The organism is Xanthomonas vasicola pv. musacearum NCPPB 4379, from assembly GCF_000277895.2.
Classification (GTDB): Bacteria; Pseudomonadota; Gammaproteobacteria; order Xanthomonadales; family Xanthomonadaceae; genus Xanthomonas; species Xanthomonas vasicola.
This window is the reverse complement of record NZ_CP034655.1, coordinates 3,565,478-3,587,864: the sequence shown is the minus strand read 5'-3', so window position 1 is coordinate 3,587,864 and position 22,387 is coordinate 3,565,478. Positions and strand designations below refer to the sequence as shown.

The 22,387-nt window shown below is 59.5% G+C and carries 17 protein-coding genes; 9 read left to right on the top strand and 8 right to left on the bottom strand.

Going from position 1 to position 22,387, the window contains the following annotated elements; genetic code table 11:
• Window positions 1–276 precede the first annotated feature (276 nt).
• The 5 genes from KWO_RS16610 to KWO_RS16590 all read right to left on the bottom strand — a co-directional run bounded on the left by KWO_RS16610 (window position 277) and on the right by KWO_RS16590 (window position 9,384).
• Window positions 277–5,166: an RHS repeat-associated core domain-containing protein gene (locus KWO_RS16610; RefSeq protein WP_220474987.1), complete on the bottom strand. Its 4,890-nt coding sequence runs from the start codon at window positions 5,164–5,166 to the stop codon at window positions 277–279.
• Window positions 5,167–5,477: 311 nt separating this feature from the next.
• Window positions 5,478–6,461 (bottom strand): IS5 family transposase, encoded by a 984-nt coding sequence (locus KWO_RS16605; protein ID WP_017113471.1) that lies wholly within the window; start codon window positions 6,459–6,461, stop codon window positions 5,478–5,480.
• Window positions 6,462–6,599: 138 nt separating this feature from the next.
• Entirely contained in the window at window positions 6,600–7,244 is a 645-nt protein-coding gene (gene coaE, locus KWO_RS16600) for a dephospho-CoA kinase (RefSeq protein ID WP_010375205.1), read from the bottom strand.
• 13 nt (window positions 7,245–7,257) lie between these two features.
• Window positions 7,258–8,121: a prepilin peptidase gene (locus KWO_RS16595; protein WP_010375207.1), complete on the bottom strand. Its 864-nt coding sequence runs from the start codon at window positions 8,119–8,121 to the stop codon at window positions 7,258–7,260.
• Between the two features lie 6 nt (window positions 8,122–8,127).
• Entirely contained in the window at window positions 8,128–9,384 is a 1,257-nt protein-coding gene (locus KWO_RS16590) for a type II secretion system F family protein (RefSeq protein WP_026113135.1), read from the bottom strand.
• Window positions 9,385–9,747: 363 nt separating this feature from the next.
• Between KWO_RS16590 and KWO_RS16585 the strand changes: the two genes are divergently transcribed.
• The 4 genes from KWO_RS16585 to pilB all read left to right on the top strand — a co-directional run bounded on the left by KWO_RS16585 (window position 9,748) and on the right by pilB (window position 12,470).
• Complete coding sequence (locus KWO_RS16585; RefSeq protein ID WP_010375211.1) at window positions 9,748–10,164, top strand: pilin; 417 nt, start codon at window positions 9,748–9,750, stop codon at window positions 10,162–10,164.
• Between the two features lie 42 nt (window positions 10,165–10,206).
• Window positions 10,207–10,377: a pilin gene (locus tag KWO_RS23595; RefSeq protein WP_338141970.1), complete on the top strand. Its 171-nt coding sequence runs from the start codon at window positions 10,207–10,209 to the stop codon at window positions 10,375–10,377.
• Window positions 10,310–10,672 carry a pilin gene (locus KWO_RS16580; RefSeq protein WP_338141969.1) on the top strand — a complete coding sequence of 121 codons (363 nt, stop codon included), beginning with the start codon at window positions 10,310–10,312 and terminating at the stop codon, window positions 10,670–10,672. Before KWO_RS23595 ends, KWO_RS16580 begins: the two co-directional genes overlap by 68 nt.
• A gap of 64 nt (window positions 10,673–10,736) precedes the next feature.
• The gene (gene pilB, locus KWO_RS16575; RefSeq protein WP_010375213.1) at window positions 10,737–12,470 is read left to right on the top strand and encodes a type IV-A pilus assembly ATPase PilB; all 1,734 of its coding nucleotides are present in this window, start codon (window positions 10,737–10,739) and stop codon (window positions 12,468–12,470) included.
• 470 nt (window positions 12,471–12,940) lie between these two features.
• Here pilB and KWO_RS16570 read toward each other — a convergent pair whose 3' ends face one another.
• Together KWO_RS16570 and KWO_RS16565 are read right to left on the bottom strand one after the other, a co-directional pair.
• Window positions 12,941–14,395, bottom strand: a complete 1,455-nt coding sequence (locus KWO_RS16570) for a sigma-54-dependent transcriptional regulator (protein ID WP_026113341.1) — start codon at window positions 14,393–14,395, stop codon at window positions 12,941–12,943.
• A gap of 264 nt (window positions 14,396–14,659) precedes the next feature.
• Window positions 14,660–16,273, bottom strand: coding sequence for a sensor histidine kinase (locus KWO_RS16565; RefSeq protein ID WP_010375222.1), 1,614 nt, complete (start codon window positions 16,271–16,273; stop codon window positions 14,660–14,662).
• A 232-nt stretch (window positions 16,274–16,505) separates the two neighbouring features.
• On the opposite strand from KWO_RS16565, the gene sucC reads away from it, so the two are divergent.
• The 5 genes from sucC to KWO_RS16540 all read left to right on the top strand — a co-directional run bounded on the left by sucC (window position 16,506) and on the right by KWO_RS16540 (window position 21,049).
• Window positions 16,506–17,675 (top strand): ADP-forming succinate--CoA ligase subunit beta, encoded by a 1,170-nt coding sequence (gene sucC / locus KWO_RS16560; protein ID WP_010366204.1) that lies wholly within the window; start codon window positions 16,506–16,508, stop codon window positions 17,673–17,675.
• Window positions 17,676–17,699: 24 nt separating this feature from the next.
• The gene (gene sucD, locus KWO_RS16555) at window positions 17,700–18,575 is read left to right on the top strand and encodes a succinate--CoA ligase subunit alpha (RefSeq protein ID WP_010366205.1); all 876 of its coding nucleotides are present in this window, start codon (window positions 17,700–17,702) and stop codon (window positions 18,573–18,575) included.
• 102 nt (window positions 18,576–18,677) lie between these two features.
• Complete coding sequence (locus tag KWO_RS16550; protein ID WP_010375226.1) at window positions 18,678–19,088, top strand: CopG family ribbon-helix-helix protein; 411 nt, start codon at window positions 18,678–18,680, stop codon at window positions 19,086–19,088.
• A gap of 3 nt (window positions 19,089–19,091) precedes the next feature.
• Window positions 19,092–19,394 (top strand): type II toxin-antitoxin system RelE/ParE family toxin, encoded by a 303-nt coding sequence (locus KWO_RS16545; protein ID WP_010375228.1) that lies wholly within the window; start codon window positions 19,092–19,094, stop codon window positions 19,392–19,394.
• On the top strand, window positions 19,394–21,049 hold the full coding sequence (locus KWO_RS16540; RefSeq protein WP_010375231.1) for an NAD+ synthase: 1,656 nt from the start codon (window positions 19,394–19,396) through the stop codon (window positions 21,047–21,049). The genes KWO_RS16545 and KWO_RS16540 overlap by 1 nt, the downstream gene beginning before the upstream one ends.
• A 421-nt stretch (window positions 21,050–21,470) precedes the next feature.
• Here KWO_RS16540 and KWO_RS16535 read toward each other — a convergent pair whose 3' ends face one another.
• On the bottom strand, window positions 21,471–22,352 hold the full coding sequence (locus KWO_RS16535; RefSeq protein ID WP_010375234.1) for an outer membrane protein assembly factor BamD: 882 nt from the start codon (window positions 22,350–22,352) through the stop codon (window positions 21,471–21,473).
• Between the last annotated feature and the right edge of the window lie 35 nt (window positions 22,353–22,387).

Here is a 22,387-nt window from a genome sequence, read left to right as displayed (position 1 = left end):
GTTGCTTGCAGTGATGTGGCCTTTCGGTGGCTGGTGTTTAAGTTGCCAAAGAAAATTATTCGGCAAGGCGGCTTCTTCTTCTTCGAGTAATCCATTGAATGAGGCTGGACGCCGTAAAGATGGAAATGCTTGATATAAGTACCCATTGTCCAGCCATCTCCATTGCAAGCTTGTTGTCAATGTAGACAGGTCCAAACATTAGACATAAGACAACAAGGAAGCAAGAGCTAACAAAAGAGAAAGCGAGTCGATAGAGTATTTTCATTCTTCGATTTCTCAGAATCGCGTCTCGACAGCGCTGCATTCATCGCACTTGAACCACTTCAGGCCAACAAGCTCAGACTTACCCCACTGAAGCCCGACACCCGCATCAAGGCCGCCGCCACTGCCACCTAGTGAGCAAGAGGTGCCATTCTTTGAAACGGCAGGTGTCCACTCGCTTCCCATTTGGTATGCATTGCAGCCGCCACCAAATCCTAAGGAAACTCCGGCATTTTCCATGAAAAACAGGCCGACTAGATTGCTTGGAACGATATTTGGCAGCTGATCTTCCAATGTTACATCTCCAGCTGTTGATGTGGTCGGGAGATACTTTAATCCTGCACCAAATCCAGCGCCCCACGCCCTCACGAGTACGCGTGCTTTCCGGCCATTAACACATTGGGATGTGAGGTCGAACACGTAAGCACCCACAGATAAAGTGCCGACACCAACTGCAGCAGGCATCGCCTTGCCGTTCCAGCGGACGAGTCCATTAGTGTCTTTCCACATTAATGGGCTAGATCCAGTGTAGCTGTAAGTCGTCGATCCGCCATCGAGTCCAATCGGATCACTCTGCCCATATCGCCCGGTAGCCGCTTCGTAATCCCGGAAGTAGTTCTGATTCAACCCACTCGCCGCATCAAACCGCTGCCCCGGAAACCGCATATCCAGCACCAGCGCCGCACCATCGCCATCCGGATCCTGATTCGGCGCGGTGTTGCCGAAGGCTTCGCCCTTCAAGCTCCACGTCCATACCGCCACGTCGCGGGTTGGGTCGATGACCACACGCGGGCTACCGAGGTGGTCGGGTTCGATATAGTGCAGTTTGTTGGCGTTGGCCAACAGGCCGACCGGCAGGTCGTCCAGCCAGATCGCCTGCTGCTTGGGCGTTCCGTTGCTGTCGTAGTCGCCCAGCCAGTGGCCGGCTTCATCAAAGAGCGTGTAGGTATTGGCGGTGCCGAGGAAGCGGCGGATCTGCTCGCCTTTACCGTTGTAGCGATAGTTCATGGTCACCGCGCCGGCGCGGCGGGCCTGGGTCATGCGGCCGGTGGTGTCGTAGGTGTACTGGCGCGCAGTGCCGCCGATGGCGGTGGTATTGCCGGTGGCATCGTATGTACGTGCGACACCGGCGACGGTGCTGAGGCGGTGGCTGTCGGTCGGATAGCGATAGATTTGCGTGGCCGTGCCGACCTTGGCGCTGAGGCGGTTGCCGGTGGCGTCGTAGCTGTAGCCGTCGATCAGCGTGCCGGTGCGGCCGTCCTTGAGCGCTGTGAGGCGGCCGAGGGTGTCGTAGCCCAGGCCGATCTCCGGCGTGGGATTGCCGGCGGGCGTCAGCGCGGTGAGGTTGCCGGCCGGATCGAAGCCGAAGCCCACGTCCAGCCCACCCGGGCGAGTGTCCTGGATGGCCTGCGGGCGATAGTCCAGATCGTACTGGCGGGCGAGGGTGCGGCCATTGCCGTAGGTCCAGTTGGCAGCCGGGCCAAACGGATAGTAAGTGGCATTGCCCAGCAGCACCTGGCGGCTACCGCCAGCAGGCGTCACGCCAACTTGCGTGGTCTGGCCCTGCGCGTTGCGCACGTAATCGACCACTGCGCCGTCCGGGTAGGTGATGCGCTGCAGTTGGCCGCCGATGGTGTAGGCGTAGCGCAGCACCAGCGCGGTGCCGTTGCTGGTCTGTACCTTGCGCACCAGATCGCCGAAGCGGTTGTAGCAATACTGGGTGACGCCGCCGCCGTCCTGCATCTTGGTCAGGCGGCCGATCGAAAACGTCTCGCCGCTGGCGCACACGGTCTGCGTCACGTCGTAGGTATAGGTGACGTTGAGGCTGGAGGTGGGGTAGGTGACCTTGGTCAGGCGATTGAGCGCGTCGTAACTGTAGGCGGTGGTGTTGCCGCGCGCATTGGTCTGGGTGGCGCGGTTGCCGGCGCTGTCGTAGGTGTAGCTGGTGACGCCAGTGTCCGGGCTGGTGAGCTTCACCAGATCGCCGAAGCCGTTGTAGTCGTAGGTGGTATCCAGGCCCTTGGGGTCGGTGACCTTGGTCAGGTTGTCGAGCGCGTCGTAGGCGAACTTCGTGTCGGCCTTGATGCCGGCCACATCCTGCAACGTGCGCGAGAGGCGATTGAGCGGGTCGTACTCGCTCTGCGTCGCGGTTGCCAGCGCATCGGTCACGGTGGTGGTGTTGCCGTTGGCGTCGTACGCGAAGTCTGTCGGATCGCTGCCCGCGGTGGCCTGCGTCTTGAGTTGCCCCAGCTGGTTGTACACGCGCGAGAGCGTCCGCTTCAACGTACCGGCCGCGTCTTTGGTGTCTTCCTTGATGCGATTGCCGGCATTGTCCAACGTGTAGTGGACGGTGTTGCCCGCGTTGTCGGTGATGTCGGTCAGCCGATGCGCCGCATCGTAGGTGAAGGCAGTGAACGCGCCATCGGGCTGGGTTACCTGCTTGACCAGGCCGGTGGGCCAATACTCGATGCGGGTGATGCGGTCATCGGCCTCGCTGGCCGCATCGGCGCCACGCACCTTGGTGGCGGTCAGCCAACCGCGCGGGTGATAGGTGTAATCGGTGACGATGCCGTTGGCGTCCTTGATGGACAGCGGGCGGCCGGCGCCGTCGTAGGCGAGGTATTGGGTGGTTTGGTCGAGGGCGTCGGTGACTTTCTTGAGATCGCCTTTTCGGTATGCGCACGTTTGAGGCAAAGATGCACACGTCGGATCGTCAGCCGAGTAGTAAGTATAAGACAACCTTCCATTGAAGCTTTTTCCGCCGGTAACGCTGGTCACCAATCCCTCGGTCGGACATTTTCCTGCAGATACATCCGATGCGCTGCAGTAAGTGGTGAGTTGCTGCCTCACCCCTTGCGGAGGGGAGGACGCAGAGCCACAGACGTAACTCAGGGCCCCGGAAATGGTTGGGTTGATCGAGCATGCGGCACTCAATCTTCTTGCACCGTCATAAGCAAAACTTTGTGCTTGAACAATGGCCGGAGCCCCGCTTCTGCTGGACCATACCTCTGAGCGTACAACCTGGTTTTCGCTGTTTTTGACTACCTTTGTTTCTTTTTCATCCTTGGTCCCTACTGCGCTCTTCGTGGAATTTTGATAGCTATCAGTATAGCCATACGCGACCCCGCTTCCGCGAGGATCGATTCGTGCCGCCAGACGGCCATCGCCACTGTATTGATAAGTGGATTTCCCATTGCCTCTGGATATCTCCAGAACTCGTCGATAAAGACCCGGTTCGATAGAAAATATTTCCTGTTCCTTCCCGTCGATCGATACAGCTACAGAAGTATCCGTCCGGTATTCGAGATATGTCCGCTCCACATCGCTATCGTTGCTCTTCAGGACACTCGACGTCACCAATCCGTTCTTGTCGTACCCAAACGATGCATAGCGCCTATTATCTTCGCTGCTGATGCCCGTAAGGTGATTTCTTTGTGTGGCGTAAGCAAGTCCCCCCTCGTGATAGTAATATCTTTTAACTTCCCCTGCGCCGTAAGTTGCCGACAGCAAATTTCCGTCATTGTCATAGGCATATTCGACGCTAGTTCCATCGGGAAGCTCGGCGAGCGCCAATCTTCCATTATCGTAATGGAACTTGAGGGAGCGCCCCAGGCCGTCTGTTACCTTGTCCAGCAGTCCGCTGGCATAGAAGAGTGTAACGCTTGCGCCTATATTTCCTGGCGACACAATTGCATTCAATTTTCCAGTTTCATCGAATTTCTTTTCGGTGCCATCCGAATCCAGTAGGCGAAAAGAGCCGTTGCTCTCCCGGTAAAGTATGCGGTCCTTTGAATTCTTTCCACGCATAATGTTGCCATTTACAATGGAAAACGTTTCAATGTACCCGTTTTCATCGAAAAGAATGGGTGAGGAATAATATAAATCCAGGCGCTCTTCATAGGTGTGCGACCAATTAGAACCGGAACCCGAGTGGCCAGAAACCTGGCCTAGCGAGTGGTAGTTACGAACGAATGAGCGGCCTGCGAATACGAAGTCCACTTCGTTGCGCGATTTATCACCAGTTGCTGGATGGCATGGATGGGCAGTTCCGCAGCTTGCCACTTGCGTTATGGTGACCTGGATTTCCTTGTAATTTACTGCAGGCCAGCAAAGCTTTGGCCAGTAAATGATTGCTGTAGGGCTCGTGCTTTCATTTGCATATGCTTGCGGAATTCCGTCCTTCGCATAAAATCCTAATGGACACTGAAATTTCTGGATTTTTTGTACCGAGAACCAGCGGTGATCGTAATAGTCTTGCTGCCAGCCAGGACACTTTACATCGTAACTCCAACCTTTTTGACTGCCTTCAGTAGGAGCGTCATAGTCAAATCTCAGGATGCCTGTGTTACCCGTTTGGCCGGTGTAGTTAGAGTATGAAGCCCGGAATGGCTCAACATAAGATCCAGATATTTTCTGATTTTTGACGTCGCAGCCTTGATGCAAGTTCAGGAAATAGCCAATGAAGTAGTTCATGATAATACTTTCGTCGGCACAGGCCGTGTCCTGGCTTTCAGATGCTTGGCAGTCGCTTTCCTTAACTCCCCAGCCAGACATTATGTAACCAGGGTTATAGAATCGTTTTGGTTCTTGATCATCAATGCGATAGCGGATTGCCCTTATGACGGCGTTGTCTTCGGCGCTGACGATGCTGCTCTCAGATTTACGGAAAAAAGGTCCATAAATGGGATCTTGCCGCATTACAGTTTCGGCTTCCGCAAGCGACGAGTAACATTTTCCTTCGTAGCACGCGTTGCTAGTTTGAGCAATCGCTGGGGTTGCGAAGAAGGCGGCGAGCAGCGATATTGCCAAAGAGCCCAACAGGGTCAGATGAGAAAAATTAAATCTGCATTCGGGCGAGGTGGACTCTGGCCATAATTTCAGGAAAATGCTTGCTGGGAAACGCATGTGAAGTCCCTTTCAATTTTTCGTGATGATTGATGATTGATGATTGATGATTGATGATTGAGATCTAGGGTGGGCGTCGCAGACAGCATGCACGACGTGTTTGTTCGCATTGCGCAATACAGTCAATTACTGTTTTTACTAGCTGTTTTGGATAGTCGAATCATCAGTTGCGCGATATATCAATGCATTTTGAGCTAAGGATGGTCTGATCAACGCGACCGGAAAACGAAGCAACCGCATCCGCCGCGCTGAGGGCGCTCAAATCGCCGATTTTTTGCCGGTTTCGGCACGTTTGCGGGGTGTTGCCTGGATTACAGGCACAGCTTCCCCGCAGCAGGCATTAACGCTTTGCGCGTCAGCCACAGATTCGATAGTGCAAACAGCGTCAGCACCTGTGCGGTGTTCTTCGCCAAACCGCGATAGCGCACCTTGACGTAACCAAACTGACGCTTGATCACCCGAAACGGGTGTTCCACCTTCGCACGCAGGCTGGCTTTGGTGTGCTCCCAGCGCTTGGCCAACTTCAGTTCGCGCTTATTCTTGATCTGCTTCAGCTTCGAGGGCTTCTCCGCGATCAGGTAGCGCAGCGTGCGCTTGCCCTTCATCTCATCGCGCTTGTCCAGCCCGGTGTAGCCGCTGTCGCCGCTCACAGTGTCTTCCTTGCCGTGCAGCAGCTTGTGCGCCTGCGTGATGTCCGCTGCGTTGGCCGCCGTGCATTCCACGTGGTGCACCAGGCCCGACTCATCGTCCACCCCGATGTGCGCCTTCATCCCGAAGAAGTACTGGTTGCCCTTCTTGGTCTGGTGCATGTCCGGATCGCGCTCGCCATCCTTGTTCTTGGTCGAACTTGGCGCCGCAATGATCGTGGCATCCACGATCGTCCCGCCCCGCAGACTCTGCCCTTTACGCGACAGGTGCGCGTTGACCCGGTTGAACAGCTTGCGCGCCAAATCATGCCGCTCCAGCAAATGCCGGAAGTTGAGAATCGTCGTTTCATCCGGCACCTCATCCAGCCCGCCGATCTTCGCAAAACGGCGCATCGACACCGTGTCGTACAGTGCTTCTTCCGCCGATGGATCGCTCAGTGCGTACCACTGCTGCAAAAAGTGGATGCGCAGCATCGTCTCCAGCCGATACGGCTGTCGCCCCGGCTGCCCCGACTTCGGGTAGTGCGGTTCGATCAGTGCCAGCAGATCCTTCCACGGCACGACCTGGTCCATCTCGGCCAAGAACACCTCACGCCGCGTCCGCTTGCGCTTGCCGTTGTACTCCGCATCGCCGAAGGTCAGTTGCATCGTCGTTGTCCCGTTGCGTCTGTGTGATTGTCGCAGGATCAAGGGGAGTTGTTCAGAGTTTCCCTAAGCAAGCTTGCGCACCGCCAATGTGACTGTGTGGCTGTACTCAAGCCTTCCGATGTGATGGAGGCTTGGGGGTTATTTTTTAAGGCCCGCAGAGAAATTTTTTTTAAGTCTAGCAGCTGTTATCCCTCGATAATGCGCATCAAGTCTGTAGGCCTCTTCTGCCAGACGTGTTGGCTGTCCATCGTTGGTGACTACATCATCCGCAAAGGCAAGCCGCTGCCCACGTGACGCTTGCGCAGAAATCATCTGGTTGGCTAATTCTGACGTGGTGCGATCACGGTGTATCAGCCTTGCATGCTGGACCGCCACTGGCACATCGACCACCAGTATCCGATCCAGCCAAGGATAAGCTTTACGTCCACCCGCCTCGGCGAGCAAGGGAATAGCGACGATGACATAAGGCCCTTCGGCAGCTAGCGCAGTCCGCCGTAGTTCCGCACGAATCGCAGGGTGCGTGATGGCTTCCAGAGCTTGACGCTGCGCTGCATCGGCAAAAACGATTTGCCGCAGTGCCTGGCGATCGAGTGTACCGTCCAGCAACAAGATGTCGCGGCCGAAGCGTTCCACAATGGCATCGAGAATGGGGCCAGGCGCCACCACCTGCCGCGCAACGACATCGGCATCGATGACTGGCACGCCAAGCTTCTCGAACTCGGCGGCTAGAGCGCTCTTGCCGGAGGCAATGCCGCCAGTCAGGCCTACGATGAAATCGCTCATCGTCGCGCCAGGGTCAACGCAGGCCTGCGAAGTGCAGGTAGCCGTCCACCAGGTCATTGCCCCAGAAGAACACCACCCAGCCGGCGATGGCGAGGTACGGGCCAAACGGGATGGGGGTCGCGCGGTCGCGGCCCTTTGCGACCAACCAAGCCGAACCCAGAATGGCGCCGACCAGCGAAGAAATCAGGATGATCGGCAGGATGCCTTTCAACCCGCACCAGGCGCCAAGCGCGGCCAGTAGCTTGAAATCGCCATGGCCCATGCCCTCCTTGCCGGTGAGCTGCTTGAACAACCACCAGACCGTCCATAGCGACACATAGCCAACCGCCGCGCCCAACAGAGCGGGCTTGGCCGGCATGTACAGGTTGTCCATCGAGCCGACCAGGCCCAGCCACATCAGCGGCAAGGTTAGCTGGTCCGGCAATAGCTTGTGGCGCAGGTCGATGCCCGACATTGCCACCAGGAAGCAGCTCAGTACGATCGCGCCAAAGCCCTGCCAGCCAAAGCCGAACCGCCACACGCTGGCGACGCACAGGATGGAGGTGAGCAACTCGACCAACGGATACTGAATCGAGATCGGCTTGCCGCTGTAGCGCGATTTGCCGTGCAGCATCACCCAGCTAAGGACCGGAATGTTCTCCCACCACTTGAGCTTGTCGCCTGTCACCGGGTCGTGCGAGGGCTCCACCACGATCCCCGGCGGCGGCGGCTCATAGATGTCTGGCAGCTCCAGAATCTCGCGCGCATCGCGCCGCCACTGCCACTCCATGCGCTTGGGCAAGCGCAGGATCACCACGTTCAGGAAGCTGCCGATCAGCAGTCCCAGTCCGGCCGCGGCAGGAAAGCCGAGACCGGGATGCTGGTCGAGAAATGCCATTACGTCTTATCCAACCACCGAAGCGAGCTTGAAGATGGGCAGGTACATGCCGATGACCATGCCGCCGACGATGGTACCAATGAACACCATGATAAGGGGCTCGATCAGGCTGCTAAGCGCGTCGACAGCGTTGTTGACCTCTTGCTCGAAGTACTCTGCCACCTTGAACAGCATGGCATCCAAAGCGCCCGCTTCTTCGCCGATTGCGGTCATCTGTACGACCATGTGAGGGAACAGGTTGACCTGCTTCATTGCCACGTTGACTGGATAGCCAACAGAGACATCATCGCGCATCCGCAGCACTGCTTTCTCGTAAACCGAATTGCCTGTGGCACCGGCAACAATGCTGAGTGCTTCAACCAATGGTACGCCGGCCTTGAACGTCACTGCGGTGGTTCGCGCAAAACGTGCAATCGAGCTGTTATGCATGATTTGCCCGATGATCGGTACCCTAAGAATCAGTCGATCCATGCCGTGCTGCATAGCCGGCGACCGTTTGTAGGCAAAGATGAAGCCAACGACTGCGCCGATCACGACGAACAAGATCAGCCACCACCACGACACCATGAACCTCGACAGGTTGACGATCATCTGTGTGAACGCCGGTAGTTCTGCACCAAAGCCTTTGAAGACATCTTCGAATTGAGGAACAACAAAGATCAACAAGATCGCACTGACTAGTAACGCTACAGCGACGACCATCGATGGGTAAAACAAGGCCTTCTTGATTTTGCCTTTCAGCGCTTCGATGTTTTCCTTATAACTTGCAATGGTGTCGAGTACCGTTTCGAGCACGCCTGCGCCTTCGCCTGCTCTGATCAAATTTCTGTACAACTCGTCGAACTGAACCGGATGCTTGCTTACTGCTTCGTGCAGCGATGAGCCTCCCTCAATATCGGTGCGGACTTGGCCGACCATGTTGCGCATGCGCGGATTTTTCTGGCCACTGCCAATGATTTCCAGTGCACCTACGATGGGCACACCGGATTTCATCATTGTTGCCATTTGCCGGCTGAAGAAAGAAATGTCCTTCGGGGAGATCTTCTTTCCCGCAGCACCAAACAGCGGCTTAGGTTTCGCCTTCACTACGGTCGGCGTGATCCCCTGGCGTCGCAATTCCGCTCGTAGCAAATTTGCGTTCTTGGAGGTCTGCTCACCCTTCATCTTTACGCCGCGCTTGTCCGTCCCCTCCCAGACAAACGTGCTCATCTGTTCGGCCTGTGAGGCCGGCTTGCTCCTGACTACGCTACGCACTGCTGCCATATCAAATCCCCATCCGGCCATCCCCAGGCGGATACCAGTGCAATGGTAGCCGTTTCTGCACTGCTTGACACGCATGCCATCCCACGTGCGCCCGTGTCACCCAGGTCTCTTGGTGTACTGACCCTGCGCGTCACCTAGTGACCCTGGAAGGCCGACTCGGCAGTAAGTCGCAGTTATGCAAATTCGCCCATTCTTCTAGCGGAAGATCTTGCATCATCAGCCCCCAGAGGGCATTTCTGCAGGGGGCGGCAACTTGGCACGCATCCTGCTTGATTGTCCTAGCACGCCGAGGTTACCGTGCGGCGCCCAAAGGGAGTGGCCCGCGGGCAAATACTAAATTTTCAACAACTCTAGGGGATACCTATGAAGAAGCAGCAAGGTTTTACATTGATCGAACTGATGATTGTGGTCGCCATCATTGCCATTCTGGCAGCGATTGCGCTGCCGGCGTATCAAAACTATGTGGCCAAATCGCAGATGGCTGCAGCCTTGGCTGAGATCACTCCCGGCAAGACTCAGTACGAAGTGATGGTTAACGAAGGCAAGGCGGCCTCTATCACTGCGGATCTCATCGGTCTCAAGACATCCAACCGTTGCACGATTAGCACCCCGAATCCGGGTGAGACTGGCGCTATCACGTGTGCCTTGTTGAATTCCAGTCCGAAACTTGGCAGCGCTTCTATCTCCTGGACCCGAGCTGCGGATGGTACGTGGACATGTTCGACCACGTTGGCCACTGCTGATAAGCTTAAGTATGCTCCTTCGACCTGCCAAGGTTAATCGAGATTGCAAAAGCCCCGCTTGGCGGGGCTTTTGTATGCTATGATTTTTAGTGAAACTGTTTGCCGGAGTGAAATGCGAGCACAAGGCTTTACATTGGTAGAGTTGATGGTCGCAGTTGTGATCATTTCTGTGATGGCGTCTATTGCAGTTCCGCAATACCAAATTTATATCGCGCGATCTCAAGGTCGCTGCAGGCCTTGCAGAAATTAGCCCTGGTAAAACTCGTTATGAAATTATTCTTAACGATGGAAGCGGAAGTGCGCTAAATTCCGCAGCTGCTATAGGATTAACAGTTGCTTCGGCAAACCGCTGCAGCGCTGTTAATGTTCACACTCCAAATGCCGATGGTTCTCAGGAGGATGCCATAGAATGCACTATCCGCGGAAATCCCCTTGTAAATGGTTCTAAAGTAACCTGGGCTAGAAACGCGGATGGGACATGGTCGTGTAGTACCAATCTGACTACGGCCGACAAAGAGCGCTTCTCGCCGTCGTCTTGCCCCTGAGCCTTGGCATAGTTAGCGCTTATGGCGTTAAAGATTGTAGTCTAAGCCATCTCGGAATTAAGTGATGAACGTGAGTGCATCTGCAAATTTAGTTGGTATTACCGGGATTGCGCGTCGTCTAGTCCAAGATGGCGCCCTTGAAGAGTCTGTAGCACGGTCCGCTATGGATCAAGCTGCCTCGGCGAAAATTCCACTTCCACAGTGGTTTTCTGAAAAGAAGCTAGTCTCAGCTGCTCAGTTGGCTGCTGCCAACGCGGTCGAGTTCGGCATGCCGTTGATCGACGTATCAGTGTTCGATGCTAGCCAGAACGCCGTCAAGCTGGTCAGCGAAGAGTTGCTCCAAAAGCACCAAGTGCTGCCGCTGTTCAAGCGTGGCAACCGGTTGTTCGTGGGGGTGAGCAATCCAACCCAAACCCGGGCGCTGGATGACATTAAGTTCCATACGAACTTGGTAGTTGAGGCCATTCTTGTTGACGAGGATCAGATCCGTCGGACACTAGAACAGTGGCAGGCCAGCAACGCGTCTTTGGGTTCGTCGCTTGGTAATGACGACGATGAGATGGGGGACTTGGACGTCTCCACCGGCGACGAAGACATGGGCGCCGGCGGGGATTCCGGGGTCGATGCCAGGGGCGACGACACGCCGGTGGTGAAGTTCGTCAATAAGATGTTGGTGGATGCGATCAGGCGGGGAGCCTCGGACATCCATTTCGAGCCGTATGAAGACGACTACCGGGTGCGCTTGCGCATCGATGGGCTGTTGAAGAACGTGGCAAAGGCGCCGGTGAAGCTCAATCAGCGCATCGCGGCGCGCCTGAAGGTGATGTCGCAGCTGGATATCGCCGAGAAGCGGGTGCCGCAGGACGGGCGCATCAAGCTCAACCTGTCTAAGACCAAGCAGATCGACTTTCGCGTGAGCACCTTGCCAACCCTGTTCGGCGAGAAGGTGGTGCTGCGTATCCTGGACGCCAGCGCGGCCAAGCTCGGTATCGAGAAGCTGGGCTATGAGGCTGACCAGCAGAAGCTGTTCCTGGACGCGATCCATAAGCCTTATGGCATGGTGCTGGTGACCGGGCCGACGGGCTCGGGTAAGACGGTGTCGCTGTATACGGCGCTGGGCATCCTCAACGACGAGACGCGGAACATTTCCACGGCAGAGGATCCGGTCGAAATTCGCTTGCCTGGCGTCAATCAGGTGCAGCAGAACGTCAAGCGCGGCATGACCTTTGCCGCTGCGCTGCGTTCGTTCCTGCGTCAGGACCCGGACATCATCATGGTCGGCGAAATCCGTGACCTGGAGACCGCCGAGATTGCGATCAAGGCGGCGCAGACCGGTCATATGGTGCTGTCGACGCTGCATACCAACGATGCGCCGCAGACCATCGCGCGTCTGATGAATATGGGGATCGCGCCGTACAACATCACCTCGTCGGTAACGTTGGTGATCGCGCAGCGTCTGGCGCGGCGTTTGTGCAACAACTGCAAGCGCAAGTCGACGTTGCCGGACAACGCATTGCTGGCGGAAGGTTTTACGCCCGAGCAAATCGCGAACATGGAGCTCTACGAGGCTGTGGGTTGCGACGAGTGCACTGAAGGCTACAAGGGCCGTACCGGTATCTATCAGGTGATGCCGATGACCGACGAGATCGGCGCGATCGTGCTGGAAGGCGGCAATGCGATGCAGATTGCCGAGGCGGCGCAGAAAATCGGTATCCGGGACTTGCGGCAGTCGGCGTTGATGAAGGCCTCGCACGGCGTGACCAGCCTGGCTGAGATCAATCGGGTGACGAAGGATTGATTGCTGTGCTGTTTGTCAGCTGAGGACCGCTGACAAGCTGTTGCGAGCGGTTTGCCAGTGGAAGGCGGATGGAAGCTGAAACTGTCTGTGGTGCTTACCGCTTAAGGCGCCATTTACGCCTGCTTGGCTAGCGTGTACCGTTCCGATGGAGAGTGGTGGCTTCTCGAGTTGTGGCAGCTGCGCTGACGTACCCCTCGTCCGCCCTTCGGGCACCTTCTCCCAAGGGGGGAAGGGAGGTCCGGCTCGGTCCACTAAGTTGGGAAGCATCTCGCCAGCGCGGTCTCTGAGAGTTGTTCTTCTCGACCGAGTCTCTCGACGAAATTTTCTTGAGATTCGGCGTCTTCGCTTATTGGCTGGCTGGCAAGTACAGAACGCGCCATCGCTTGCTGGCGGCAGTGCTTGAAGTTCCAACACCATTGAGCGCCCAATTACGCGTATTCGGAGCCTGATCTGCCTAAATCCAACCACCCTCACTCCATCCCCAACTTCTTCAACTTGTAACGCAGCGCCCGAAAGGTGATGCCTAACTGCGCAGCGGTCTTGGTCTTGTTCCAGCGGTTTTCTTCCAGCGCTTTCTGGATTGCGGCGCGTTCCAGTTGCTCGATGTAAGAGGGGAGGGCGGCCGAGGCGGGGTCGATGTCGAGGACAGCTTCGCGCGGTTCGACGGCAGCGCTGCCGGGTGTGGCGGTGAGGCGGTGCCCGCCGTGGGCAGGCAGGCGCAGGTCGGTGGCGCTGATCTGGTCGTCCTCGGCCAGCGCCAGGGCGCGTTCGAGGATGTTTTCCAGCTCGCGCACGTTGCCGGGGAAGCCGTAGTGATTCAGTGCGTCGAGCGCGGATTGGGTCAGCAGTGGAATCGGGCGGCCGTGGCTGTGCGCCAGGCGCGCGATGATGGCGGCGGCCAGTTGCGGCAGGTCGCCGCCGCGTTCGCGCAGCGGCGGTACGCGTAGTTCGATCACGTTGATGCGGTAGTACAAGTCATGCCGAAAGCGACCGTCGGAGACCAAGTCGCCCAGGTCCTTGTGTGTGGCCGAGAGGATGCGCACATCCACCAGCGATTCACTGGCGGCGCCGACCGGGCGCACCGATTTTTCCTGGATGGCGCGCAGTAGCTTGACCTGCATCTGCAGCGGTAATTCTGCTACTTCGTCCAGAAACAACGTGCCGCCGTGTGCGGCCTGGAACAGCCCGGGCTTGTCGGCATGCGCGCCGGTGAAGCTGCCTTTCTTGTGGCCGAAAAATTCGCTCTCCATCAGCTCGGCAGGAATGGCGCCGCAGTTGACCGGGACGAACGGGCCGGCGGCGCGTGCGCCTTGTTCGTGGATGGTGCGTGCAACCAGCTCCTTGCCGACGCCCGATTCGCCGACGATGTAAACCGGTGCCTGGCTGCGCGCGACCTTGCCGATCGTGGCGCGCAGGCTCTCCATCGCGCTGGAGTCGCCGAGCAGGCGGCTGGCCTGTTCCGGCGGCGGCGGTGGGGGAGCAGGGCGGTCGCGGTTGTTCAATTCCAGCGCGTGCTTGACCAGGCCGCGCAGCACACCGATGTCGACCGGCTTGCTGACGAAATCGAAGGCGCCGGCTTTCAGCGCTTCCACGGCCAGGTCCATGCTGCCGAAGGCGGTGATCATCGCCACCGGCGTCTGCGGGTACCGCCTGGCGATGTCGGTGACCAGTTCGATGCCATTGCCATCGGGCAAGCGCATGTCGGTCAGGCACAGATCGTAGGGATTGTTGGCCAGCAATTCGCGCGCTTCGGCCAGATTGGCAGCGGTGCTGATGCGCAGCCCCATGCGGCCCAAGGTGAGAACAAGCAACTCGCGGATATCACGCTCGTCATCGACAACCAGGGCACTTTTGGGTTCGCTCATGCTGCGCACGATAGCCCAGCGTGATGATGGTCGACAATTGTCGAGCGGGTCGCGGCCCAACGATTCACCTGCAGCGCGGGGGCGTCGCTGTTGCGTTTTGAGCGTTTGCGAGGAGCAGTTGCCAGTCGGCGGAAAGGGCGTGTCGAGGGGCCGCGTTTCGAACGGATCTGCTTATGAGGCCCTGCTCAAGCCTGCGAGACCTGAAAGCTCGTTGCTGCGGGTCGTTTGCATCTACGAAGACTGCAGCGTTCTGGTGTCGAACAAGCTGCGCGATCCATCTGATATCGCCACATCAAACACCCCGCCCAGCCGACAGCCAACCACTCACCTCCCAAGCAAGCTGTTTGGGCCTTGCAACGAAATGCGGAAACATGCGCCGCCGCCGGGGATCGAGATATACTCCAGTTGCGCCTGGTTGGCGCGGCAGAGTTCCTGGGCGATATACAGACCCAGGCCAGTGCCGTGTTCGGAGGTGGTATAGAACGGGCGGAACAGTTGCGCGGCCACGGCTTCCGGGATGCCGGGGCCGCGGTCCATGACATCGATCACCGCCATGCGTTCAACGCGTTCGACGCGCAGCTTGACCCGTGCCGGTTCGTCCATGACGCGGCCGTACTTGAGTGCGTTGTGGACCAGCGCGGTGAGGATCTGATGCAGGTGCTTGGGATCGACCAGGGCATGCACGGTGCTGCCCTGCATGCTGGCTTCCAGGATGTCGGTTTCCATCGACAGGGTCTGCCGGTACTCGACCACGAAGCGCCGCACGAATGCGGCCAAGTCCAGGTTGTCAGGGGTGGCGCGTTCCCGCCGCGCCAGTGCGAGCACGCTTTCGACGATGCCGTTGGTGCGCTGGCATTGCTGATGAATGATCTGCAGCAGGCGTCGGTCGGCATCGCCGATGTCCGGCGACTCCTCCAGCAATTGCGAGGCGTAGCTGATTGCGGCCAGTGGGTTGCGGATCTCGTGCGCCAGGCTGGCCGAAAAGCGGCCCATCGCCGACAACGTCAGCGATTCGGCGCGACGCGACACCACCGTGGCGTCGTCCAGAAACACCAGTACCAGGTCGCTGTCGGCAAGCAGACGCACGAAGCGCGGCTGTACTTCCGGGCGGTCGGCGCCGAGTTGCAGCGGGGCTTCTTCCTGACGCCAGCCACTCCGCCAGCGCTGTAGCCGGCGCGCCAGCTCCGGGGTAAGTGCCACCAGCGAGAGATCGGCCGGTGCGTTGCGCGGGTCGCCATCGCCAAGCAGGGCCAGTGCCGCCTCGTTCGCCAACGAGATGCGGTTATGGGTGTCCACCACCAGCACGCCGGTGCGCATGCGCCGGATGATCAGCTCATTGATCTCATACAGATTGGCGACCTGCGCGCCGCGTTCTTCGGCCAATACCTGATTGCGCCGTGCGCGCGAGGCGATCTGTTCGCAGATGAAGGCCACCGCGACATAGCTGGTGGCGAACATGGCCAGCTCGGCGACCGGTCGGGTGGCGCCGCCGCCTTCGAGCAGGGTCCACAGGTATTCCAGCAGGATGGCCGCGCTGGCAAGCACTGCGATGCTCATGCCATAGCGCAGCCGCAGCAGGATCGAGGCGGCCGCCACGTTGAACAGCAGCATCATCGCAATGCCGGCGCTGGCGCCGGGCAGGGCGTGCGTTGCCAAGGTTGCGGCCAGGATGTCAGCCACCACCGCGCATAGCACGGTGGGCGTCAGGCGGCGCTCGCTGCGGCCCCAAAACAGCAGCGGGATCGCCATGCACAGGTAGCCGATTGCTACGCCTGCGGCCAGGGGCGGGTAGCGCGGCTCGGGGATGGCGTCGGACAAGGGGCTAAACACCAGCGCGGCGATCAGGCCGGCCACCAGCACCCGGTACAATGAGAAGAAGTACAGCTCGCGCTGCGGCGCGGACTGTATCCGAGCGATGAGCGATGCGATGGATGCCAAGCCGATTCCCCCGCTGGAGCGAGCAGCGAGTATAGGCAGGTGCGTGGTCTACGCAGCGCTCGAGCACAGAGTGGGTCTACGCGCAAGCGCTGCGATCAGGCGACCAATCCCGGCGAATTTTGCGCCGCACGGCGTGGTCAGCCACAATAGGCGGCCCGTTCGCGTCCCACGACGTGCCGCCCAGGCGGTCTGCGTTGCACGCAGCGGTCGTTTCCTTTTCCCACGGTGACGCATGAATTTCCACGAATACCAGTCAAAACAGCTGCTTGCCGAGTACGGCATCCCCGTCCCGGCCGGCAAGGTCGCGGCGACCCCGGACGAAGCGGTTGAAGTCGCCAATTCCCTGGGCAAGGGCCCTTGGATGGTGAAAGCGCAGATCCACGCGGGTGGCCGCGGTAAGGCTGGCGGCGTCAAGTTCTGCAAGACCACCGACGACGTGAAGGCCGCAGCAGCCAAGATGCTCGGCACAAAGATGTCCACCTACCAGACCGCCGGCGTCGAGCTGCCGATCAATCTGGTGTTGGTGACCACCGCCGGTGAGATCGTCAAGGAGCTGTACCTGTCGATCCTGGTCGACCGCGGCACCAAGACCATCACCTATATCGCCTCGAGCGAGGGTGGCGTGGAGATCGAGCAGGTTGCGGCCGAAACGCCGGAACTGATCCACGCGCTCAACGTCGATTTCGTTGAAGGCGTGCAGGGCTATCACGGCCGCGATTTCGGCTTCAAGCTCGGCCTCAATGCCAAGCAGGCCGGCCAGTTCGCCAGCATCATGGTGAACTTGTACAAGCTGTTCAACGAAAAGGATCTGGCGCTGGTTGAAATCAACCCGCTGGCGATCCTGGACGACGGCAACCTGTACGCGCTGGACGGCAAGTTCGACAGCGACGACAACGCCGCGTTCCGTCAGAAGCAGTTGATCGCCATGCGCGACAAGACGCAGGAAGACGAAACCGAAGTGACCGCGTCGGAGTTGGACATCAACTACGTCACCATGGACGGCAATATCGGTTGCATGGTCAACGGTGCAGGTCTGGCCATGGCCACTATGGACGTCATCAAGCTCAACGGCGGCGAGCCGGCGAACTTCCTGGACGTGGGCGGCGGTGCGAACAAGCAGCGCGTCATCGAAGCGTTCAAGCTGATCCTGTCTTCGGACAAGGTCGAAGGCATCTTCGTCAACATCTTCGGCGGTATCGTCCGCTGCGACATGATTGCCGAAGGCATCATCGCCGCGGTCAAGGAAGTGGGCGTCAAGGTTCCGGTCGTGGTGCGCCTGGAAGGCACCAACGTGGAAGAAGGCAAGCAGCTGCTGCGCGATAGCGGCATGGCCATCATCCCGGCCGACAACATCAACGACGGCGCCAAGAAAGTCGTTGAAGCTGTCAAGAACGCCGCCTGATCCACGACACCGAAGGAACTATCCATGTCCGTTTTGATTAACAAGAACACCAAGGTGATCGTGCAGGGCTTTACCGGCCAGCAGGGCACCTTCCACGCCACTCAGATGGTCGAGTACGGCACCCAGGTCGTCGGCGGCGTCACGCCCGGCAAGGGCGGCACCACGCATATCGATCTGCCGGTGTTCAACACCGTCGCCGATGCAGTCAAGGCCACCGGTGCAGACGCATCGGTGATCTACGTGCCGCCGCCGTATGCGGCCGATGCGATCCTGGAGGCGGCTGCGGCCGGCATCAAGGTCATCGTGTGCATCACCGAAGGTATCCCGGTGCTGGACATGCTGCGCGTCAAGAACGTGCTGACCCGTTCGCATCCGGACACCGTGCTGATCGGGCCGAACTGCCCCGGCGTGATCACCCCGGGCGAGTGCAAGATCGGCATCATGCCGGGCCACATCCACAAGCCGGGCAAGATCGGCATCGTGTCGCGTTCGGGCACCCTGACCTATGAAGCGGTCAAGCAGACCACCGAAGTGGGCCTGGGCCAGAGTACCTGCATCGGCATCGGCGGCGACCCGATCAATGGCCTGAACTTCGTCGACTGCCTCAAGCTGTTCAACGAAGACCCGCAGACTGAAGGCATCATCATGGTCGGCGAAATCGGCGGCGACGCCGAGGAAGCCGGTGCCGAGTACATCAAGCAGTACGTCAAGAAGCCGGTCGTCGGCTTCATCGCCGGTGCTTCTGCTCCGGCCGGCAAGCGCATGGGCCACGCCGGTGCGATCGCATCGGGCGGCAAGGGCACGGCCGAAGGCAAGTTCGCGGCGATGGAAGCCGCTGGCGTCAAGACCGTCCGTTCGCCGGGCGATCTGGGTGCGGCGATCGCTGCACTGGTGAAGTAAGTCTCGCCAGTGTGGTGTCGTGGAAAGCCGCCTTCGGGCGGCTTTCTGCGTTATAGAGACGGCTTACGCAGATGGCAGGAATCGCTGACTGCCGCGCGCGCGTTGGGCCGACTGCCCGGCTCGCTGCTTGCAGCGGTGCTGAGCCCTGAATCGCACAAGGAGCGCGTCATGCAAGGTGTGTCACAAGTGTGCTACGGTGGGGCTGCCATACGGTTTTCCAAGGTTGCCATGTCCACGACCACAATCCGTTTGCCTGACGAACTGAAAGCGCGTGTCGCCAGGGCGGCGAAAGATGCCGGAACTACGGCGCACGGCTTCATCGTCGATGCCATTGCGGAGAAAATCGAAGCGCACGAGCGCCGCAACGCATTTCATGCCGAAGCGCAGCAACGCTGGGCTGCCATCGAAGGTGGCGAAAACACCCTGTCCTGGGCGGACGTACGCCAGTACATGCAGCAGCTTGCCGACGGAGAGAACCCCGCGCCACCGGTCGCCAGCACCGTCGAGCGCTGACAGATGTCCAGCATCGCGCTTGCCGCGCGCGTCGCCGACGATGCGCGACGTCTGGTCGCCTATCTGCAGGAGCACGATGCAGCAAATGTGCAGCTAAAGCTCGCTGGCGTCTTCCAGGCCATCGATGCATTGGCGGACAATCCGCTGATAGGGCACGCAGTGCATGGCGGATTTCGCGAGCTGGTCATTGGTCGCGATGCCAGCGGTTATCTGGCGCTCTATCGTTACGCACCTTTGGACGACACCGTGTATGTGCTGGCGATCCGTTCGCAGCGCGAAGCGGGTTACCTTGAAAGCCTGTTTTGATGGAGTCAGCAGTGACAGCACACACCCTTCGCATCGCCATGGCCCAGTTCGACTTCCCGGTCGGTGCCGTGGCGCAGAACACCGATCGCATCATCGAGCACATCGCCGCAGCGCGCGACGAGTTCGAGGCCGATATCGTGCTGTTTCCCGAGCTGGCGATCAGCGGTTATCCGCCGGAAGATCTGCTGCTGCGGCCCGGTTTTCTCGCCCATTGCGAAGAAGCGTTGGGGCGCATTGCGGCTGCCACGCGCGGCATCGTGGCGGTGGTCGGTTGGCCGCAAAGCGCTGGCAGCGTGGTCTACAACGCCGCTAGCGTGTTGCGCGACGGGCGGATCGAGGCAACCTACCGCAAGCGCGAATTGCCCAACTACGCGGTGTTCGACGAGCGCCGCTATTTCGACGTGGACCCGGATGGCGACAACTGCGTGTTTACCGTCAAGGGCGTGCAGGTGGGCGTGGTGATCTGCGAAGACCTTTGGTTTGCAGAGCCGCTGGCCAACACCGTCAAGGCTCGCGCTGAGTTGGTGCTGGTGCCCAACGCCTCGCCCTACGAGCGCGGCAAGCATGCGCAGCGCGATGCGTTGCTGGCCGAGCGCACACGCGAGAGCGGGGCGGCCATTGCCTATCTCAACGTCGTTGGCGGGCAGGACGCGCTGGTGTTCGATGGCGCCTCGGTGGTGGCCGATGGCGACGGCACCGTGCATCCCGCTGCTGCCGCGTTCGTGGACCAGTGGCTGGTGGTGGACTACGCCGCCGGCGAGCGCAGCTTCACCCCGGTGGTGTGGGTGGACGATGGCGACGAGAGTATGGACGCGCTGGCGTGGCGCGCGGTTGTGCGCGGGCTGCAGGACTACTGCCGCAAGAACGGCTTCAGCAAAGTTTGGCTGGGCCTGTCTGGCGGCATCGACTCGGCGCTGGTGCTGGCGATCGCAGTGGATGCGCTGGGCGGCGATAACGTCACCGCCGTGCGCCTGCCGTCGCGCTATACCGCGAACCTGTCCAATGATCTGGCCGACGAGCAATGCCGCGCGCTGGGCGTCAAGCTGGAAACCATCGCGATTGAGCCGGCCTTTGAGGGTTTGCTCGGTGCGCTGGGGCCGATGTTCGAAGGCACCCAGCCGGACATCACCGAAGAAAACCTGCAGTCGCGCAGCCGTGGCGTGATCCTGATGGCGCTGTCGAACAAGTTCGGCGGTCTGGTGCTGACCACCGGCAACAAGAGCGAATACGCGGTGGGTTACGCCACCATCTACGGCGACATGTGCGGTGGTTATGCGCCACTCAAGGATCTATACAAGACAGAAGTATTTGGCTTGGCGAAGTGGCGCAACACCGTGGGTGGCGCGCCGGTGATCCCGCCGGCGGTGATCTCGCGCCCGCCGTCAGCCGAGTTGCGCGACAACCAGACCGACCAGGATTCGCTGCCGCCCTACGATGTGCTCGACGGCATCCTGTATCGCTACGTCGATCAGGAACAGTCGCGCGACGACATCGTCGCCGCCGGCTACGCCGCCGATACCGTCGAGCATGTGCTGCGCCTGGTGCGGCTCAACGAGTGGAAGCGCCACCAGTCCGCGCCGGGGCCCAAGGTGTCTCGGCGTGCATTCGGGCGCGAACGTCGCTATCCAATCACCAATGGGTATCGCGGCCAGTAGCCTGAATTGCCCATATGGTCAGTGGCTTGGCACACCGTGGCTGCTGCGGTGGTCGGTGATTGGGCGAATTGGCTGAGCAGGTCCAGGGTCGGTTTTTGGCCGGGAGGTCGACATCAGGCCAAAGTGGCCCTCTGCGCCCTGGATGGTGGGTGCTCGCAGGAAGTTAGATCTGGTTTGCGGTCAGTGCAGGCAGGGGGGCTCCAGCATTCAGTGACCTAGCGCGGGTGACTGGATGCGCGCGCCGAGTCCGGCGATGCGTCTGCAGGTAGTTGATGCACGCTGCCAGGTGCAGGCTCGTCAGCAGTGCCAATTGCAGTCGTCTTGGCATCGTCGCTGCACGCACCGCGCAGCCTTCGCCATCGCCGCATCATCTAAAAGAGGCCTTGCGGCCTCTTTTAGATGATGCGCTGCGCCAGATGTCTCAGTCGCGACTCATCTGGGCATTCTTTTGCCCGGTCGCTGCTGACTTTTCGCCAGCAAACGGGTTGAGCTTGCGGATGGCCCAGGGATACTTCGGCCAGTTACCGGTCAGCCACGGGTGCTGCGGGTCGTTGAGCTCCAGCACGCGGCGTGCGTCGGCCGCCAGGGTCTTGTTGCCCAAGTGCGTGTAGGCCTCGGCCAGCATCGCGACGGCGTCGTATTGATAGGCGCTCTGCGGATAGGTTTCCAACAGGTAATTGGCGCGGCCGGCAGCAGACACCCAGGCATCGCGGCGCAGGTAGTACAGCGCATTGTCCAGCTCGTGCTGGGCGAACACGTCGCGCAACTCGATCATACGCTTGCGCGCATCGGCGGCGTAGCGGCTGTTCGGGTAGCGGTCGGTGACGGTATTGAAGTCGTTGTAGGCCTGCTGCGGCGAAGACAGGTCGCGACGGCTCGGGTCCAGCGACCACACGCGGCGCAGGAACACTGTGTCGCGGTTGCTGTTGGCCAGCCCGCGCAGGTAGTACAGATACGAGATGTTGCGGTGGGTCGGGTAGGTACGGATGAAGCGGTCGACGCTGGACACCGTATCGTCGTGCTTGCCGGCCTTGTACTGGGCGTAGGCGCTTTCGATCATCGCCTGCTCGGTGTATGGGCCATACGGGTACTGGGCGATCAGGCGCTTGTAGCTGGCCTCGGCGCCGGCCCAGTTGCCTTTCTCCATCAGATCGTGGCCCTTGCCGTAGAGCTGTTCGACCGGCATGCCCTCGTCGGGATTTTTGTCCTTGGCACCGCGGTGGCAGCCGGTGACGACGAACGCCATGACCAGCATGAGAGCAATCAGGCGCGCAGGCGCGGAAAACGTGGACCGTCGGATCATGGGTCTGGGCAGGACGCATCAGGAAAACGAGAGCG

Excerpts from the sequence above, each read along its gene's own strand:
- KWO_RS16610 (WP_220474987.1), bottom strand. The coding sequence starts at position 5,166 with ATGCGTTTCCCAGCAAGCATTTTCCTGAAATTATGGCCAGAGTCCACC.
- coaE (WP_010375205.1), bottom strand. The coding sequence starts at position 7,244 with ATGAGCGATTTCATCGTAGGCCTGACTGGCGGCATTGCCTCCGGCAAG.
- KWO_RS16595 (WP_010375207.1), bottom strand. The coding sequence starts at position 8,121 with ATGGCATTTCTCGACCAGCATCCCGGTCTCGGCTTTCCTGCCGCGGCC.
- KWO_RS16535 (WP_010375234.1), bottom strand. The coding sequence starts at position 22,352 with ATGATCCGACGGTCCACGTTTTCCGCGCCTGCGCGCCTGATTGCTCTC.
- pilB (WP_010375213.1), top strand. The coding sequence starts at position 10,737 with ATGAACGTGAGTGCATCTGCAAATTTAGTTGGTATTACCGGGATTGCG.
- sucC (WP_010366204.1), top strand. The coding sequence starts at position 16,506 with ATGAATTTCCACGAATACCAGTCAAAACAGCTGCTTGCCGAGTACGGC.
- KWO_RS16590 (WP_026113135.1), bottom strand. The coding sequence starts at position 9,384 with ATGGCAGCAGTGCGTAGCGTAGTCAGGAGCAAGCCGGCCTCACAGGCC.
- sucD (WP_010366205.1), top strand. The coding sequence starts at position 17,700 with ATGTCCGTTTTGATTAACAAGAACACCAAGGTGATCGTGCAGGGCTTT.
- KWO_RS23595 (WP_338141970.1), top strand. The coding sequence starts at position 10,207 with ATGATTTTTAGTGAAACTGTTTGCCGGAGTGAAATGCGAGCACAAGGC.
- KWO_RS16545 (WP_010375228.1), top strand. The coding sequence starts at position 19,092 with ATGTCCAGCATCGCGCTTGCCGCGCGCGTCGCCGACGATGCGCGACGT.
- KWO_RS16585 (WP_010375211.1), top strand. The coding sequence starts at position 9,748 with ATGAAGAAGCAGCAAGGTTTTACATTGATCGAACTGATGATTGTGGTC.
- KWO_RS16605 (WP_017113471.1), bottom strand. The coding sequence starts at position 6,461 with ATGCAACTGACCTTCGGCGATGCGGAGTACAACGGCAAGCGCAAGCGG.
- KWO_RS16540 (WP_010375231.1), top strand. The coding sequence starts at position 19,394 with ATGGAGTCAGCAGTGACAGCACACACCCTTCGCATCGCCATGGCCCAG.